Origin of the sequence: Rhizobium sp. PDO1-076 (genome assembly GCF_000247475.1) — a bacterium.
Taxonomy (GTDB): domain Bacteria; phylum Pseudomonadota; class Alphaproteobacteria; order Rhizobiales; family Rhizobiaceae; genus Allorhizobium.
Genome location: NZ_AHZC01000434.1, coordinates 1 through 18,005 on the forward strand (window position 1 = coordinate 1; position 18,005 = coordinate 18,005).

The 18,005-nt window shown below is 60.6% G+C and carries 13 protein-coding genes and 1 pseudogene; 3 read left to right on the forward strand and 11 right to left on the reverse strand.

The features are described from left to right. Window positions 1-747: 747 nt before the first annotated feature. Window positions 748-1,287, forward strand: coding sequence for a hypothetical protein (locus PDO_RS25615; protein ID WP_244426532.1), 540 nt, complete (start codon window positions 748-750; stop codon window positions 1,285-1,287). Between the two features lie 156 nt (window positions 1,288-1,443). Next, a complete protein-coding gene (locus tag PDO_RS28145; RefSeq protein ID WP_007608632.1) occupies window positions 1,444-1,728 on the forward strand; it encodes a hypothetical protein in 285 nt (94 codons plus the stop codon). A 498-nt stretch (window positions 1,729-2,226) separates the two neighbouring features. On the opposite strand, the gene PDO_RS25625 is transcribed toward PDO_RS28145, so the two are convergent. From PDO_RS25625 to PDO_RS25670, 10 genes and pseudogenes are all read right to left on the reverse strand, one after another. Continuing rightward, window positions 2,227-2,637 carry a hypothetical protein gene (locus PDO_RS25625; RefSeq protein WP_007608634.1) on the reverse strand — a complete coding sequence of 137 codons (411 nt, stop codon included), beginning with the start codon at window positions 2,635-2,637 and terminating at the stop codon, window positions 2,227-2,229. A gap of 456 nt (window positions 2,638-3,093) precedes the next feature. Next, the gene (locus tag PDO_RS25630; protein ID WP_007608640.1) at window positions 3,094-4,038 is read right to left on the reverse strand and encodes an isoaspartyl peptidase/L-asparaginase family protein; all 945 of its coding nucleotides are present in this window, start codon (window positions 4,036-4,038) and stop codon (window positions 3,094-3,096) included. 111 nt (window positions 4,039-4,149) lie between these two features. Beyond that, complete coding sequence (locus PDO_RS25635; RefSeq protein WP_007608641.1) at window positions 4,150-5,688, reverse strand: hydantoinase/oxoprolinase N-terminal domain-containing protein; 1,539 nt, start codon at window positions 5,686-5,688, stop codon at window positions 4,150-4,152. After that, a complete protein-coding gene (locus PDO_RS25640; protein ID WP_007608642.1) occupies window positions 5,685-6,761 on the reverse strand; it encodes a DUF917 domain-containing protein in 1,077 nt (358 codons plus the stop codon). Before PDO_RS25640 ends, PDO_RS25635 begins: the two co-directional genes overlap by 4 nt. Window positions 6,762-6,935: 174 nt before the next feature. Next, complete coding sequence (locus PDO_RS25645; RefSeq protein ID WP_007608643.1) at window positions 6,936-8,531, reverse strand: ABC transporter substrate-binding protein; 1,596 nt, start codon at window positions 8,529-8,531, stop codon at window positions 6,936-6,938. Window positions 8,532-8,579: 48 nt separating this feature from the next. Continuing rightward, window positions 8,580-9,713 (reverse strand): DUF917 domain-containing protein, encoded by a 1,134-nt coding sequence (locus PDO_RS25650; protein ID WP_007608644.1) that lies wholly within the window; start codon window positions 9,711-9,713, stop codon window positions 8,580-8,582. Beyond that, window positions 9,706-11,263, reverse strand: a pseudogene (locus PDO_RS25655) (hydantoinase/oxoprolinase N-terminal domain-containing protein). Before PDO_RS25655 ends, PDO_RS25650 begins: the two are co-directional and overlap by 8 nt. 17 nt (window positions 11,264-11,280) lie before the next feature. Next, window positions 11,281-12,927 (reverse strand): nickel ABC transporter ATP-binding protein NikE, encoded by a 1,647-nt coding sequence (gene nikE, locus PDO_RS25660; RefSeq protein WP_007608645.1) that lies wholly within the window; start codon window positions 12,925-12,927, stop codon window positions 11,281-11,283. A 1-nt stretch (window position 12,928) separates the two neighbouring features. Beyond that, a complete protein-coding gene (locus PDO_RS25665; protein ID WP_007608646.1) occupies window positions 12,929-13,810 on the reverse strand; it encodes an ABC transporter permease in 882 nt (293 codons plus the stop codon). After that, complete coding sequence (locus tag PDO_RS25670) at window positions 13,810-14,838, reverse strand: ABC transporter permease (protein ID WP_007608647.1); 1,029 nt, start codon at window positions 14,836-14,838, stop codon at window positions 13,810-13,812. The genes PDO_RS25665 and PDO_RS25670 overlap by 1 nt, the downstream gene beginning before the upstream one ends. 138 nt (window positions 14,839-14,976) lie before the next feature. Here PDO_RS25670 and PDO_RS25675 point away from each other — a divergent pair, with 138 nt between their 5' ends. Next, the gene (locus PDO_RS25675; RefSeq protein ID WP_007608648.1) at window positions 14,977-17,325 is read left to right on the forward strand and encodes a helix-turn-helix transcriptional regulator; all 2,349 of its coding nucleotides are present in this window, start codon (window positions 14,977-14,979) and stop codon (window positions 17,323-17,325) included. Window positions 17,326-17,432: 107 nt separating this feature from the next. On the opposite strand, the gene PDO_RS25680 is transcribed toward PDO_RS25675, so the two are convergent. Beyond that, a partial coding sequence (locus PDO_RS25680; RefSeq protein ID WP_007608649.1) for an amidase family protein occupies window positions 17,433-18,005 on the reverse strand: 573 nt, incomplete at its 5' end.

Consider the following 18,005-nt stretch of genomic DNA (forward strand, 5'->3'; position numbering starts at 1 on the left):
GACTATTACTCACCTCTTAATTGGGCAAGGAAGGTCNCTTTGCCGGAATGCGTCGCCATCAACCGCGCACCGCAAGGCTGATGATGGAGGGCGGGCCGCTGATCTTGCGCGCGAGGCGCATGGCAAGTCCGCCTAAGAATTGGCATGTCGATTTCGGCCTGGAAGTGCATGGCCAGATGGTGATGATCGAACGCAATTTTCATGGGAGCCATCCGTCGGATGAAAACTATGTCAAACATAAGTATTACAAGGATATCGAATGGGCACTGCCGGAGCCGATCGTTGATGCCTACTACAGCACCTTCTGCGGCATGAAGTTGCTCGATAATTCGTGGGGCTCTGTCTTCGGTCGTTTCCTACCCCGCAACGTCAACAATTGGGGGTTGTGGAATCAGTATCTTGGCTTCTTCCGCGGCTACAAGAAAAAATACATCCCTTGGCTATTGGAGAAACTACCGGAAACGACGCCTGAAAGACCGTCGAAACACGGGTTCTTTGACTTCCGTTGCTTTTTGGAAAGCGTCCCCGACGAACAGGGCATCGTCGAGTTTCTGTGGGTCAAGAGCTTTTGTGATGACGGCACGATTTATCACATCCGCGGCAAGGATGTGGAAAACATGCGCATCCTCGCCGATCCCGTCGAGGCTATCGATCTTTACTGCGAACATGTGCTTTCGCGCAAAGAAGGCAGCTTCAGTTTTCTGCCATTTACCGAAGCGATGTCCTGAGGCGTAGAAGCCGGGCGGTGTGGCAAAAACGAGAAAGTGTACGCAGGCATTGGCCGTGGAGCCGGGGTACCAAAGCGAGGCGAAATTTGAAGGTCTCTGGATGAAAAGAAGAGTGAAGCTGGGAGATATCCTGCAGATATTGACCTCCCAGGGAGTGAGTTATGCGCAGGTCACGCACAAAAATCCCGAATACGGCCATCTCATTCGCGTATTTGCAGGATTTCACCCGACACAACCAAAAGATCATAATTCAGTGGTGAACGCGGAGGTCCAGTTTTCGGCATTCTTTCCTGTCCAAAGCGCCGTCAATCAGGCGTTGCTGTCTGTCGTCAGCAACATTGCCATCCCGAAGTCATTGCAGGAATTTCCAACTTTCCGTTCGAGGAATGGCGGGCCGGGAGGCTCGATCTGGCTTTGGAACGGTGACAAAGCAGTTCGATTGGAGCGTGAACTGTCAACGGATGAGCTAGAATATCCAACAGAAGGCATTATTAGTGCCCCTTTACTGGTGGAGCGTATCGAAAAGGGGTACCGCCCGGAAACACACGAGATTTGGTGATCTTGAACCGGCCCAGCGGCTAGAATCGAAGAGGTCCGCGGCAGATTATCTCTGCCGGAGAACGATGGCGCGCCGCCCTACATTTTCGCAGCCGGCGCCATTCTCAATCTCGATTCCCATCTCGCGCCGCATCTGAAGCAGGCGCTGGCCGGCGACGTGAGCCCGAAGCAGGCGATTGAGGCGGGTCTTGCGGAGTACATCCGCAAGGAAGGGTCGATCGGCGTGGTGCTCAATGCCCTGGGTGTCGGGTCGGTTGCCGGTTGCTCGGCGGTTTCGGCCGGCGCCTGTGCGGTTCTCGCCATCGGCGCGGCGGCCAGCGCCAACCAGCTCTATGGTGACGTCCAGCAGGTGATCACCGGCAAGGACGCGAAGAGCGCTCTGGTTCATGTTGCGGTTCTGGAAAACACACCAAAAAGTCGACCGATTAGGAGGGCTAGATAAAAGCAGGCGATGTGCGCCTTCGTTCGGCTGTGTGTTTTCAAAGACTTACGGCGCATTGGCGCGAGGTGGGCCTGATCGGCGCAGCCTGCGCATTCGCAAATACTTAAATGATTTCAGTGCCTCGGCGCGATGTGTGGGGCCTCAGACATGAGGAGTGAGGAGGTTTTCCGGTTGAGACCAGCATTCCTGAGTAAGGGGTGTTGTCCTGCACAGTGACCAAGCTCGGTTGGCCATTCTGAAAAATGGCGTGACGACATGAATGGCAAGAATGCGCCAATTACAGACATCGCGATGGCATGTCACAACCGTCATAGCGATCGCCGATGCTGAGATTTAGGTTCCGAACCGGAACCGAGAGCTTGCGGTCCAAGCACAGCTCAGAGCGCGAAGCCACACGAACGAACAAGAACGCGAAACCGTTGTCACCACCGACCAAGACATGCGTGGAGGGGGTCACTTTTCGCGAAGATTAACATACTGCGGGAACTGCGCGCCAAATCAAGCGGCCAATACGGCGGGGTCAAGCGCCCTCTCCATACTTGCGACAAGGCACCTAGTCATAGCCGCATAGGGAGCTTTGGGACCTGCTTCACGTTGGATCAAGTCTTGGTAAAGTGCCCTTCTTACGGGAAGAGGTAGGGTGGCATCCAGAATTTGAGCATAGATCGCCATCACTTTCTCCACTTGGTCGTTCCGCATCTCCACCAGTTCGGCCCGGTGAAGCTCCAACAGAATCCGAGTGGCAGTGCCTTGTTGGGTCCCTTTGGCAAAAATCAAGCCACCTGCGAAAATCAGGTGTTCTTCCGGGTCCGTCTGGTAGGGGTCGACGATGTGTTCCAGCAGTGGGTCTTTGTTGCTCTTGTTCTGATTGCAGACCTCACACGCTAGCGTGAGATTTTGCCAGTGCATTGCCCACCCTCACTAGCATCCCATCCCGTTCATCCAGCTCCGGAGGCGCCATAAAAACTTCAATGCGCCCACGGAGAATGTATCCCTCCCCTCGCGAGTGGGCTGCGGTGACAACCAGGCCATGATGAGATCCGCAGACGCCGTTCCCAATAGTTGTTTCGGGCAACTACATTGAACCTCAATGAAATTCTCCAGGACTGGGCCTCGATCTGCCGCAACTAGGCAGCCTGCGTCACGGTGTGATCCAGTACGGACTGTCGTTCCACGCGCGGCAGGTCGCCGTTTATATCGAGATTCATGCCAGGGACGGAACATAGACAGCGCAAAGCCGTCTGCGAGCTCACCTTCTTGGGGGCGCAGCAGGTCGATGTGCACGCCTGCCTGCCCAGGACCGGATGTCGTTGTGGTGATCGAGGACCGGAAGCCTGGCTTTGCCTTTGCTGATGCCTGGCTCAGTCACATCGCGACCTCGTAGATTGTCGTGTGCGTGGCGACAAAGGCCTTGCCATCGCCCGTCACCCAGCCGCGAAACATGCCCGGCGTGTTGTAGGGGGCAGCCACGGTGCCATCCGACCCGACCGCCACCAGCCCCGCGCCGATATCGTGCGCCGCAAGGTCTCGGTGCACGACACCATCGGCGGCGGTTGCGAGGTCCTGGCCGAGATAGGCGACCCGGCTGGCGATCTCGTGGCCCACGACATGGCGGATGAAGAATTCACCCTTGCCGGTGCCCGACACTGCACAGGCGCCATCGCGCGCATAGGTTCCAGCACCAATGATCGGGCTGTCGCCCACGCGTCCGTCGGGCTTGTTGGTATAGCCTCCCGTGGAGGTCGCTGCCGCCAGATGCCCGGCTGCATCCAGCGCCACAGCACCGACCGTGCCATGCTTCTCGTTTTCGGTCCCGTCGGTCCCGGCCTCAGCATGCGCCTTCATCGCCTCCAGCGCCTCGACACGCTTCTGCGTGGTGAAATACGATTGCGGTTCGATTGCCAGACCGCACGCCTCGGCAAAGCGGTCGGCAGCCGCGCCGGTCAAAAGAACCGCACGGCCATCGTCGATCAGTCGGCGGGCGGCCTTGATAGGATTGCGGATTGCAAGCGCGGCCGAGATGGCGCCAGCCTCAAGCGTTGCACCATCCATGATCGAGGCATCAAGCTCATGGACGCCATTCTCGTTGAGCGCTGCGCCATGGCCGGCATTGAAATGCGGACTGTCTTCCATCACCACGACGGCGGCTTCGACCGCATCGAGCGCCCGACCGCCCGATTGCAACACCCCGTAGCCGGCCCTGAGCGCTGCCGCCAGATCGTTGCGGGCCGCCTGCCAGTCCGAAGCCGTCATGCTTTCTTCCGGCATGACACCACAGCCGCCATGAATGGCCATTGCGATGTTATTCATGTCCTGCTCCGATAGTCATGGTACAGATCGACCGTCACCGTCCGGTTCGATCGTGCCCTCACACAAACGCAGATTGGCAAACGCCCGTTGATACACACCGGACGCACCGTCTCAGTGAAAGGCAATATCGCCGATCACCCGCACCCGCACCCGGCGTGCGCCGCCGGGCAGATAGGCGATCGGGATATCCTCGACCTCCAGTGTCTTCAGGCTTGCCCGGCTTGCGCCGGAGGCAACGGCCGCGTCCTGCGCCTCGGTTTCGGCTTTCGCCAGGGCCTCATCGCGGCTCAATCCGGAAAACACCTGATCCACCTCGCCGGAGACCTGTGCCATCGCGGCACCCAGCGCATTGGCGACGCCGGCGTTTTCGACACGCAACACATCCGAAGCCCCGGCAATCCGGTCGGGGATCAGGAAGGCGCCGCCGCCAACGGCGATCAACGGAACATCGTCGGCTGACGTCTTCATCTGGTCGAAACTGTCGGTGACCATGGCGCGGATGCGCTCGAGGCTCGCCTTGACCAATGCCGGATCGATATCCTTCACCCGATCCCGGTCGCCCATCTCGATCAGACCCGCGGCGACCGCGATATCCGACGTCGTCAGCGTATTGCCGCCAAACACCCGCGCTTCGCGGAGGATCCGGTACCCCACCGAGCGTGGCCCGATCTTGCCGGTGTCCGGATCGATGATCGTGCCGCCGCCAAGCGCGATCGGCAGCAGGTCGGGCATGCGGAACAGCGTGCGCACTCCGCCGATATGGACGATATTATTGGCCTCACGCGGAAAACCGCCGACAAGGCAGCCGATATCCGACGTCGTGCCGCCGACATCGACGACCATGCCATCGGTCAATCCGGTGAGGAAGGCTGCACCACGCATCGAATTGGTCGGGCCGGAGGCAAAGCTATGAACCGGGTTTGCCGCCGCCACGTCGGCAAGCGCCACCGTGCCGTCATTCTGCGTCAGATAGAACGGCGCCGTCACCCCCGCCTCGCGCAGCGCATCCGAAAACGCCTGAACCGTCGTGCGACCAAGCGTTTGCAGCGCCGCGTTCAGCAGCGCCACATTCTCGCGTTCCAGCAGGCCGATGCGGCCGAGCGTGTGCGACAGGGTGATTTTTGCGTCGGGGATCACCGAACGCACGATCTCGGCGGCCACCACCTCGCATTCGGTGGTCAGCGGCGAAAACGTCGCCGAGATCGCGATCGAGGTGATGCCGGCATCGCGGATCTTCATCGCCGCTTCGCGGATTTCGTCAGGGATCATCGGCACCAGCGGGCTGCCGTCATATTCATGACCGCCATGCACCATGAAGATCATTGGGTCGACACAGGCACGAAGATCGTCCGGCCAGTCGCACATCGGCGGCAGCGACCGTCCGGTCGGTAGCGCGATGCGGATAGCCGCGACCCGCTCCAGCCGGGCGCGCTCGACCACGGCATTGGTGAAATGGGTGGTGCCGATCATCACGGCGTCGATGGGCCGATCAGTCGGGCCGACCAGGCCGGATACATGTGCGAGCGCCGATTTTACGCCCGACATCACGTCCTGCGTGGTCGGAACCTTGATCGAGGACAGGATCGTGTCGCCGTCAATCAGAACGGCATCCGTATTGGTGCCGCCAACGTCAATACCGATGCGTTTCATGAGAATACCGATGTAAAGTCAATGTCATAACCAAAGGCCCTGGGACCGACGGCCGCGATGCCCGCAGGCGATGTCAAAAGCGCCGGCGCTGGCAGGGCAATGACAGTCACCCTCTGGCCGTAGCGCACGGATTCGGTGCCGATTGCACTTCCGGACACGGTGTCGAGAAGGCAGACGAGATCGGGGGTCATGGCAACCGGATGACCATCGCGGAAGGCGACGGCCCATTCGTTCTGGAAACCGAGTTCCATACGCGCGCCCTTGTCGGCGTCGATGCCCTCGATCAGCGTGGTTCCGCGCAAAAAACCGCCGGTGGTTTCGCGTGCGACGTCGATCACCTTGCCGCGGAACAGCTGCGTGCCGCCTTCGTGACCGAGTACGGCCTTGACCGGATCGTCGTGACGCGCCCGCGCCTCGATTACCGCGCGACCGAGTTCGACTGCCTTGGTGACGGTGTAATGAATTCCCCAGTCCTTCACTTCGCGCCCGGTGCGTGGTGCCTTGCAGGTGGCAGCCGTCGAGCCAACCTCCGTGCAGACCTTGCGCGAGATCCGCTCCATCCATTTCCAAGAGGCGGCACGCGTGACGATCACCTCATTGTCACGCACATCGACCAGCGACAGAGGAAACATCGGCAGGTCGCCAATGGCAAACGAGGTCATCTGCGCTTCGGGATAGGCGCGGCCCATGGCATCGGCATTGACGACGGGACGTCCGAGCATGGCAGCAGCAAGGAAGGACGACAGCGCATTCGAACCACCAATCTCGACGCTCATGATGGCGCGAAAGGGTTTGCCGAGATAATCTTCCATCACCTCGACCGCTCGGGCGAGATGGGCGGGATCGCCGAGACGTTCCTGGCCGACCAACGGCGCGCCCATATTCGATACGACCGCCACCATGTCGTCATCCGCGAGCGCCATCGGATCCATCAACTGAACGCGGCGACCTTCGCCATAGAGACGGCGGAGATTGAGGGTCGAGATATAGGGATTGCCCCCGCCCCCGGTTCCCAGGATCCACGCGCCGGTGGCGAGCGGCTCGATATTCTCTTCGGCGAATTCCTGAAGCATGTGTCACCTTCGGTCATGCAGCGTCGCCCGCGGTCGGTCGACCATGCGGCACGCTGCAATCTGTCATTCTGCGGCTTGGATTTTCATCGTCGGGGCAATCAGCAACCGGCGATTTTGCAGGGTGGGTCCGGCCCCGCTTGCGCGGGACCGGTTTGTCCTGGTCTGGCGCGAAGATCAGTTGGCGCTGCAGTCCCAATGGAAGTTGGAAAAATTCAGGTCCCAGCTCTGCATCGGAATGAAGGCATAGCCCTGCAGGCACTTGTTGGCAGCATAACGACGGTTCGGCGCAACGGCCCATACATCGGGCTGCAGTTCGGCGATCTTGGTCTGCAGTTCCTTGTAGGTAGCGTTCTGGGCAGTCACATCGGTTTCGCTGCGCGCCTTGTCGATCAGCGCGTCGATCTCCGGGTTCTGCAGCCATTCCATCGACCACCATGTGCCCGCAGCCTTGGAATGATACTGGTTGTAGAACATCGAATCCGGCGAGGGGTAGCTCGGCGAGACATTGACCTGGGTCGAGGCCGGCGTCGTTTCCGGCTTGGCGGACAGCTCGACGATGCGGTTCCACGGTTCCGGCTTGATGTCGAGCGTGATACCGATCTGCTCGAGATTGGCCTGCAGCATCAGCGCCACTTCCGCCTCGAAGGCGAGCGAGGCAACATAGCTGTTCACCAGCGTGATCTTCTGGCCGGCATATTTCGACTTGGCCAGTTCTTCCTTGGCCTTTTCGAGGTCAAAGACGCCAGGCTCGATGCTGTCGTTGTGCGCGTCCTTGAATGCGTCCGACAAGGGTCCCTTCATGTCGAAGCCCGGATAGATGACTTCCTGGATGGTCTTGTAGTCGGTTGCATAGGCGATGGCGCGGCGCACATGCACGTCGTCGGTCGGATAGACCTTGGTGTTGAGCTTGATGACAAAGCCGCCGGCGGTGCGGGTCTGGATCAGCTTGTAGCCGTCCATCTTGCTGATCGCCTCATAGGTATCGTTGCCGAGACCATGTGAGGAAAGGCCAAGCTCGCCCTTTTCGGCAAGCGCCTTGACGGTAGCGTCGTCGCTGGTCTGCACAAAGCGAACTTCGTCGATCGGCTTGCCCTTGGTCCAGCCCAGGAAATAGTCGGAATTGCGGGCGATCACCATATCGGCCGAGCGATTGTAGCTGACCAGCTTGTACGGACCGGAACCGGCCGAATGTTCACCGACATAGGTCTCGCCCCACTTGTCTTCAGCCGTGGTGTTGGCCTCGATCAGCTTCTGGTTCAAGGCCATGAAGATTGGGGTGACCGACATGAAGGGCGCAAACTGGCGTTCAAGCTTGAAGACGACCGTCACGTCGTCGGGTGTGGTGATGTTTTCCGGCTTGATCAGGCCGACGACGAGGTTGGACGGTCCCTTGTTAATACCGATCAGGCGCGTTACCGACCAGGCGATGTCGGAAGCCTTGAGCGCCGTGCCGTCCTGGAATTTCGCATCATCGCGCAGGTGGAACGTATAGGTCAGGCCGTCCGGGGAAATCTCCCAGGACTTTGCCAGATGCGGCACGATCTCGCCCGAGGGGCTGACCGTGGTCAGGCCATCATACATGTTCACGATCGCCATGTAGCCGGTATAGTCGGTGACCTTGGCCGGATCGAGTGACGAGAATATCTGCATTGTGTTGACGGCAATTGAAACCTTCTCGTCAGCGATAGCGATGGCGGACGTCAGGGACAAGCCCATGGCAGTGCCGATTGCCAGCATTGAGAGGCGCGATTTGATGGAATGCACGTTCATTCAAGTTCTCCTCTTTCGCGGGATTGTCCCCGCTTGTGTTGAAGCTGTTCAGGCAGCCTTCTGCGCGAGCGCAGGCAACGGCGAAAATGTGATTTCGGGGTAGCCGAAGGCTGCTGGACCGACGACTTCGAGCGCACGAGCGGTGCGCAGCAGGTCATGGCAGGGGATAGCAACCACCGCGACGCGCTGGCCGTAGCGCAGCATTTCCGTGGTGATCGGATAACCGTTATCGACATCGAGCAGCACGACGAGGTCGGGCACGGTCACCTCGACTTCGCCATTGCGCTGGAAGATAAGGAACTCGTTCTGGATCGCGACGCCGGCGGTCTGGCCGGTGCAGTCGTCGAAGCCGGTCAGTTCAATGTTGCCAACGGCAAAGCCGCCGCGCAGATGGCGCTTCAGATCGCTGATCTTGCCATTAAAGATGCGCCGTCCACCCTCAAGGGCACATACGGCCGCAATCGGATCTTCCTGCATCTTGCGGGCGCGGATCACCGCCTCGCCCAGCGCAATCGCCTTGGTATAGCTCTTCGGAATGCCATATTGGTGTACGAAATGTGCCTGCATCGGCGCGGTTGCCAGCATCGCGCCGCCGCCCTGCGCGACGACCAAGGCACGCGCCATGCGTTCATGCCAAACTTCCGAGACGGCGTGGCTGAAGATCACCGCATTGCCATGCAGGTCGCACATGACAGACGGTGTCGAGCTATGGCCATAGATCGAAAACGTCGTCATCTGCATTTCGGGAAAGGCTCGGCCCATGCCGTCGCAATCGAGCATCGGCAACCCGCCGAGCGCCGCCGTGACGAGCGGGTTGATGGCATTGGCGCCGCCGATTTCCTCGCACACCATGGCATCGATCGGAGCGCGGATCAGGTCTTCCATGGCCCTCAGGCAGCGCAGGCCTTCGCGGCCTTCCCGCAGACGCTCGACACCGACAACCGGCGCGCCGATGCCCCCGATCGACATGCACAAGGCATCGCCCTCGATTCGGTCGGTCGCGAGAATTCTCATCTCGTAACCTTCCTTCATCGCCTCAAGCGCCAGCAGCTTGCCCTGATAGGGGTTGCCGCCGCCGCCGGTGCCGAGAATGCCGGCACCGATTTCCAGCGCATCGAGATCTTCGACAGTCAATATGCGCAGGTCGGATTCGTTATATTTCAGCTTGCGCACGTCAACCATGATGAGCTCCCATTTCTCCGACGACTTTGACGTGGATGCGGGTGGCATTGCCCGGCAGATAGGCCAGCGGCATGTCCTCGCGTTCTATTACTTCCAGGGTTTCGGCCAGAGCCCCGGCGGCAATCGCCTTTTCGCGGGCCTCGGCTTCCGCTTCGGCCAGCACGCTTTCGCGGGTGCGGCCCTCGATCAGCGTGAAGACGCGATCCGTCTCACCGCTGATCTGCGCGATCGCCGCGCCGACAGCATTGGCGACAGCAAAGTTCTCCGGCCGGATCACCTCAAGATCGCCGATCCGGTCGGGCATCAGGATCGAACCACCGCCAACAGCAATCACCGGAACAGGGGTCGACGAAATGCGGCTGCGCTCGACGCAGGCTTCGAGCATCTGATTGATCTTGAGCATCGCTGCCGCGACCAGCCTCTGATCGAGGTTCGCAAGCAGCGTCCGATCCCCCACCATCGGCCTTGTTAGACGCCACGGCGATATCGGTTGCCGTCAGCGTCGAGCCGCCGAAGCAGATCGCATCGGTGCGAACGCGGTAGCCCACCGATTTGGGGCCGACGGTCACGCCGCTGCCTGTATTGACCACCAGCGAGCCGCCACCGAGACCGATCGAGAACACATCCGGCATGCGGAAATTGGTGCGTACTCCGCCGATATCGACAGTCGTCGAGGCCTGACGCGGGAAACCGTGCGACAGGGAGCCAACATCCGACGTGGTGCCGCCGACATCGACCACGACCGCATCCTTGATGCCAGTGAGAAAGGCCGCACCGCGCATCGAATTGGTCGGCCCCGAGGCAAATGTCAGCACCGGGAAAGACCGCACGACGTCCGCCGCCATCAACGTTCCATCATTTTGCGTAATGTAGAACGGGCATGTGATCCCGGCGGCTGACAGCGCCTGGCCGAAGGCGGTAACCGTGCGGTCGGCAAGCGACAGCAGGCTGGCATTCATGATTGCCGCACTTTCACGGGCCAGTAGGCCGTGCCGGCCGATATCCTTCGACATCACCACCGGCAGCCCCGGGCATTGCTCCTGCAGGATCTCCCTGGTGCGCCGTTCCATCGCATCATTGATGCCGCTGAACACGCAGGTTACGGCCGCAGCCTTCAGACCTTTGGAACGAATGTCCCCGGCAATGCGCACGATGGCGTCTTCGTCGAGCGGCGACAGCACACGACCGTCGAATTCATAGCCACCCTTGACCTGATAGCCATGGTTGCCGACGATATCGCGAAGGTCGTCCGGCCAGTCGACCATCGGCGGCAGGCCAGCACCAGACGGCAGCCCCAGACGGATCGCAGCGACCTCATCCATGTGGCGACGTTCGATCACCGCATTGGTGAAATGTGTTGTACCGATCATCACGGCCGCGATCGTCGCGCGGTCGATGCCCGATGCCGCGATGACCTTCTCAAGCGCCTCCAGCACGCCCGACGTCACATCCTCGGTTGTCGAAGCCTTGACCCCAGCCAGAACCGACTTCCCCTCCAGAACGACGGCATCCGTATTGGTGCCGCCTACATCTATCCCCACGCGATACACGTCAGGTCTCTCCTCATTCATGCTGTTGTCTTGACAAGGAAGCGCGTGCGCTCTTCCTCAGTAACCACGGGCTTCAGCAGCTCTTCCGCATCGGTGACGACAGGGATCGCCGCGATCAGCGCACGGGTGTATGGGTGTTTCGGGTCGGCAAAGACCTCGGGCGTGGCGCCCTCCTCGACAATCTCGCCGCGCAGCATCACCGCGATGCGCGAGCAGAAATTGCGCATCAGCGACAGGTCGTGGCTGATCATCAGATAGGTCAGGCCGAGATCCTGGCGCAATTGCACCAGAAGCTCGATCACTGTCTTTTGCACCGAAACGTCGAGTGCCGCGGTCGGCTCATCGAGGATCAGGATCTTCGGCTCGGCCGCCAGCGCGCGGGCAATCGCCACGCGCTGCTTCTGGCCACCCGACAGTTCATGCGGATATTTCGCCATATAGGATTGCGGCAGGCGCACGAGATCGAGCAATTCCGCCATCCGCGCCTCGCGCCTTTCACTGTCCATTCCGATCGAAGTCAGCGGCAGGCTCAGGGTCTGTTTGACGGTGCGCTTGGGATTAAGCGAGGTGCCGGGATTCTGGTAGACGATCTGGGTCAGGCGACGGCCTTTCCCGGGAGCTGGGGCATCAATGGCAACAGTGCCCGATGTCGCCCGCGACAGTTCCATGATAATACGGGCGACCGAGGTCTTGCCGGAACCGGATTCGCCCGCAAGACCGAATATCTCGCCCTCGCGCAGCGTCAGGTCTACATCGCGGATCGCATGGAAGCCTGGACGTTTGCCAAAGATCTTGTTCAATCCCCTGATCGTCACGATCGGCGCGCGGCCGCTTTGCGGCAGATTGGTGACGCGCGGCCCGTAAAGCGGCGGCACTGCCTCCAGTAGCGCCTGGGTATAGGCCGCTTTCGGACTGCTGAGGATCTCGGCACATGGTCCTGTCTCGACGATATCGCCGTGATGCATGACCACAACCCGGTCCGCCACCTTGCGGACAACGCCGAGATTGTGGGTGATCATCAGCAGCGCCATGTTCTCCTCTTTGACCAGAGTATTGATCAAGTTGAGGATTTCATCCTGCGTCGTAACATCGAGCGCGGTGCCCGGTTCGTCGGCGATCAGCAGCTTCGGCTGATGCAGCAGGGCAAGCCCGATGAGTACGCGCTGGCGCATGCCGCCCGACAGCTCAGACGGATAAGCATTCATCACGCGATCGGCATCTGCCAACTGGACACGGCGCAAGACCGCTTCGATCCGAATGCGGCGTTCGGCTTTCGAGGCCCGGACGCCGTTGCGTTTGTCGGCGAACCGCATCACGTCATCGAGATGCGTGCCGATCTTGAACACCGGATTAAACGACGACAGCGGGTCCTGCATGATCAGCGAAAACGCCGTGCCCTTCAAGGCTTCCCGGTCCGCCTTCGGTAAGGCCAGAATATCCTGTCCGGCAAAGCGGATCGTGCCGGAACTGATCGCCGCGTTGTTCGGCAAAGTACCAATGATCGCCTTGGCTGTCACCGACTTGCCTGATCCAGTCTCCCCGATCAGCGCAACGCGCTCGCCGGCAGCAACGTCAAAGCTTACGTTGCGCAGCACCTGTCGGCTGCGACCATAGGTAGCAAAAGAGACATTGAGCTTATCGACGCTCAGAAGAGGTTCGGCCATCTCAGTTCTCCACATCGAACATGTCGCGCAGGCCATCGCCCAGCAGGTTGAAACCGAGCGTCACGTAGAAGACCATGGCGCCCGGGCAGAGCACTTCCCACCAGAAGTCCGGCATGAACTGGCGACCGTCCGCGACCATGGAACCGAGGTCGGGCGTCGGCGGCTTGACGCCGAAACCGAGGAAGCTGAGCGTCGCGCCGAACAGGATGACGAAGGCCGCATCAAGCGTGGTTTTCACCGAGATCACCGCCATGCAATTGGGCAGGATTTCGCGGAACAGGATATGAAGCGGTCCGGCACCGGCCAGGCGTGCTGCCTCGATGTAGTCTTCGGACGCGATCGACTTGGAGACCGAGTAGATCAGCCGCGCATGCCAGGTCCACCACAGCAGCGTGATCGCGATCATCGCATTGGTCAGCGTCGGCTCAAGCAGGTTGGACACGGCAAGCGCCATGACCAGCGGCGGCATGGCCAGCATCACATTCGTCAGGCCGGTGATCAGCTTTTCCACCCAGCCGCCGAAATATCCGGCAATCAGGCCCAGTACCGTGCCGACCGGCACCGAAATCCCGAGAACGCCGATCACCAGCAGCAGCGAAACCCGAAGGCCAAACACCGTGCGCGAAAAGATATCGCGGCCGGCCTTGTCGGTGCCGAACCAGTGGCTGGCATCCGGCGGCAGATGCCGGGCGCGGAAGTCGACCACCGCGCCGACATGCTTCGGATAGGGTGTCAGCCAGGGTGCGAACACGGCAAGGATAACGATCGATATCAGGATCAGTGAGCCGATCACCGCCGCCGGATTGCGGCTGAACCGGTACCACATCATGTAGCCGGAGCTGAGGCCGCGGTCGGAAGCGTCAAGCATTTTCATGTCGGCCATCAGCGTGCCTCCTTGCGGCGCAGTCGTGGGTCGATGATCGAGATCACGACGTCGACGATCAGGTTGGCTATGATGAAGAACAGCCCGGCGACAAGCACCACGGCGGTGACCGCATTCAGGTCCTTCTGTAGGATCGAGGTCAGGCCATAGGAGGCGAAACCACCCCAAGCAAAGATCATCTCAATGACGAAGGCATTGCCGATCAGCGACGCGAACTCGAGCCCCATGATCGTCAGCGGCGCAATCGACGACAGCTTCAGCAGATACCGGAAGATGATGACGCGCTCCGGCACGCCGAAGCTCTTCAGCGTCAGAACATGGTCCTTGCGCTGGTTCTCCAGCATCGAGGAGCGGGTGATACGGGTGATCTGGCCGATCCCGGCCATCGACAACGCAAAGGCCGGCAGTGCGAGATGCTTCAGGGCATTTAACACCACGTCAAACCGTCCGGCCAGCATGCCGTCAATCAACAGAAAGCCGGTCGGGCCGCCCTGCCAGGCCAGACCATGGTCGAGCCGGCCGATGATCGGCCAATCGGTCAGATAGCGGGCAGCAACCAGCTGCATGGTAATGGCAAACAGGAAGCTCGGGATCGTGACCCCGGTGAGCGACAGGAAGCGACCGACATAGTCGAAGCTCCGGTTGCGGTAATGCGCCGTGATCACGCCAAGCGGAATGGCCACGGCGAACATGAAGATGACAGAGACCAGAACCAGTTCGACCGTCGCCGGCACGGTCTGCGCCAGGTCCGTCGTCACCGGGCGCTGCGACACCAACGACATCCCGAGATCGCCATGCAGCGCCTTGTTGGCATAGCTGAGATATTGCACCGGCAACGGCCGATCGAGTCCCATCTGCTGGCGCAATGCCTCGACCTGTTCCTGGGTCGCGGCAGGACCGAGTGCCATGCGCGCCGGATCACCTGGTACAACCCGAGCCAGAACAAAAATCATGATGGAAAGGGCGATCATGACGAGCACGAACATGCCAAGCCGGGTCAGTATCGCGACCAACGGATGTTGCTGCATCGGCGGGGTGTTTCCTTGTGCATCAGCTGCCTAAGGCCCGAACATCCGCCTATGTCGCCATGCGAGCAACCGCCGAAAGGTATAGTTTTTTGACAACAAGGTATAGGTCACGGTCGATTTTTCAGCTATAGAACCGGCATGATCAAGGTCCTGCCCCGCCCGCGCCTGCGTGATCGCGTTGCCCGTGAAACCGCGGGCGTAGTCTTCCTGCGTGCACCGGCCGGCGCGGGGAAAACCACCCTCCTTCTCATGGTTGCCGAAACCCTGGACAAGCCCGTCTGCACCGCATTGCAGCCCCGCCTCGATGACGTACATGGGCGTTGTCTGCTCTGGGACGTGCCAGCCTCGGCCAGATCCGCCCGGATTGCCGCACAGGTGCTCGACGCGGTCGATATCGTTGTCGTTGCCTGCCGTCCGGACCAGCGCATCGCCGGGCTTGCGCGGCAGATCCTGCATCGCGGTTCAGTAGTGATCGATGCCGCGGATCTATCCTTCACCGCAGACGAACTGGTGGACCTGCCCGGCAAAAATGCGCAACATCTGCTGCAGGGCTATGCCGGATGGCCGGCCTTCCTGCCGCTCGCCGCCGCCCCCGACGACCGTGTCTGCATCGACTATCTGCGCGAAACCATTCTCAGTCATCTGTCTCCAGGACAGACCACCACCCTGGCCATCTGGCTCGAGGCCCCATCGCCCGACCCGCAATGGGCCAGCATCCTGCCGCCCTACCTCGCCCTGGCGCCCGAGCAGCATCCGGAGCTCCTGCGCCTGCTGAACACCGCAGTACTTGAGCGTCTGGCGATCTTCGAGGCCGAAGGCGCAGTCGTCGAAATTGCGACCGCCCGCGAACAGGCCGGACGCTCACTTAATGCCATGGCCCTGTTGCTTGATCATGGACACGAAGTCCATGCTGCCCAGATCCTCGAGCGTGCGCATGGACGCGAACTAATCTACCGCAGCAGCTTGGATGCCTTCCAGAACATTATCATGCGTTTTTCGCACGAGATGATCGCAACCAACGAGACCGTGCTGCTGGCCGTCACCCGGACCCTTCTCAAGCAGGGCGAATTGCAACGCGTCCGCCATCTGCTGGCTCGACATTTCGGGTCGGACTATCTCGATCCGCTGAAGGCGCTGGCGCGCGGCTCGCGCTTTTCCTTCTCCGCCCGAACCTTCAGGCTCAACATGATGATCGGCGAGGATCTGACGCCCAGTGATGCGATGATCAACCGGCTCGGCGAGTTCATGGCCGACTATCCGCTTGGCGACCACGTGAAATGGGCCGCCTACTACAATGCCCTCCTGGAATTCGAGATCCGCCGGCGCAATTTTCGCGAGGCCGAGGCGGCGGCAGCACGCGCCTTGATCTATCTAGGCAAGATGGGCGGCCAGCCGCTGCTGGAATTTTTCATCCATCTGCATCAGACAGTACTGCGCCTGATAAGCGGCGACACCCTTCTGGCCCGTCGCGCTGCCAAGGATGCGCGCAGCAAGCTCGAGCAGGTCCCGCATGATGCGAAACCGGAATTCCGCATGTTACGCTTGGCCGAAGCCTGCATAGCCTACGAGGCTGGTCGTCCACATGACCTCGTCGATTTTGTCCAGACAGACTTCGACAATTTCTCGGCTGCCGAAATCTGGCCGAGCCTGATGCAGTTCGCCCTGCATTATGCCTCGCAGGTTCTCGCTGATCACTTCCCGATGACCATCCGTCCGGGCTTCCTCGACGGGTTGTGGATCCATCTGTCTGAGCGGCTGCAATTTCATGCGATGATGGAAGTCCGCACCGCCATCGCCTACCAGAACGTCAATCGCTGGGTAGACGCGCAGTCCACCCTGACGGCGATCCGCATGCCGATGGGACGAAACTGGGTGGAGAGCGCCACAGACGAACTGGCACGGCTCACCCGCCGTGACGACATTTCCTACGCCATGGCCTGGATCCGCGATGCAGTCCATCTCTGGACGCCGCGCTCCTATCTGCCGCGCCAGATCGATGCCTTGATCAGCAATCCCTATGTGACGAACCGGGAGAAAGTGGCCCTGCTTCTCTGGTACAGCTATACCGCCCATCAGCGAGGTGATAGCGCCACCGCACGGTCGCGCCTTCTGTCGGCGCTTGAGATGTCGACCCGTCTCGGCTGTAACGGCGTCCTGTCAGAGGAACGCATCTTTCTGTCCCCGCTTCTCAACGATCAGCGCATCCGCAGCTTCATTGAGACCTCCTCGGATGTGCGCGTCGCTTTGTCGATTTTCGCCGCATCGGTCAACTCGCCGCAGGCGCGTGCGCTCAATGGCGGCCTGTCGCAGCGGGAAACCCAGATGCTGCAGCTGATCGCCAGCGGCATGCCGAACAAGCGCATTGCCAGCACCCTCAACATTTCCGAGGTGACGGTAAAGTTCCACCTCGGCAACCTGTTTCGCAAACTCGACTGCAAACGCCGCGCCGAAGCAATCCGCGCCGCGACTGCCCTTGGCTGGCTCTGAGTGCCGCAACGTCGCCCGGATCACGCACTGAAGCTGACGGAGGCATGGACACATGGACGTCACGACGAGGGAAACCCGACGCCGGCTCGTTGGACAGTGGATGTGCTTCAGAAGCCCATGAACCCCTCGCAGTCAGCCAGCCTTGGGGCCGTCTTCAGCGTCTCCACATCGACAATGGGAACCCCGAAAACCGGGTCGCCCCCAAAGATCTCCTCGATCACGGCTGCCACCTGCAGGACGCCGGCGTCATCATGCCGACGGCCGACGATCTGCAGGCCGAAGGGCATGCCGAGCGCGTCCCGTCCGACGGGGATGGTGATCGACGGATGACCGGCCAGCGTCGAGGCATAGGCCATGGCCAGCCAATGATAGTAGTTTTTCGTCGGTTGCCCCTCGATCTCGGTCGGAAAAAGCTCGTGCCAGTCGCGTGGACTGATGGTCACGGCCGGGCAAAGCACATAATCTTGGCCTTCGAAAAACCGCTGCCAGTCGCGATAGAACCGGCCCTGTTTCACCAGCGCATCGGCAACATCGAGCGGGCCATAGCTTAGGCCCTCCTCGACATTGGCGCGGACATTCGGGCCGATCTTGTCCGGATGGGTCTGCAGCAGCGAGTGGTGCAGACCGAGAAACATCACGCCGCGCAGGACGGAAAAGATGCGATCGGCATCGGTGCAATC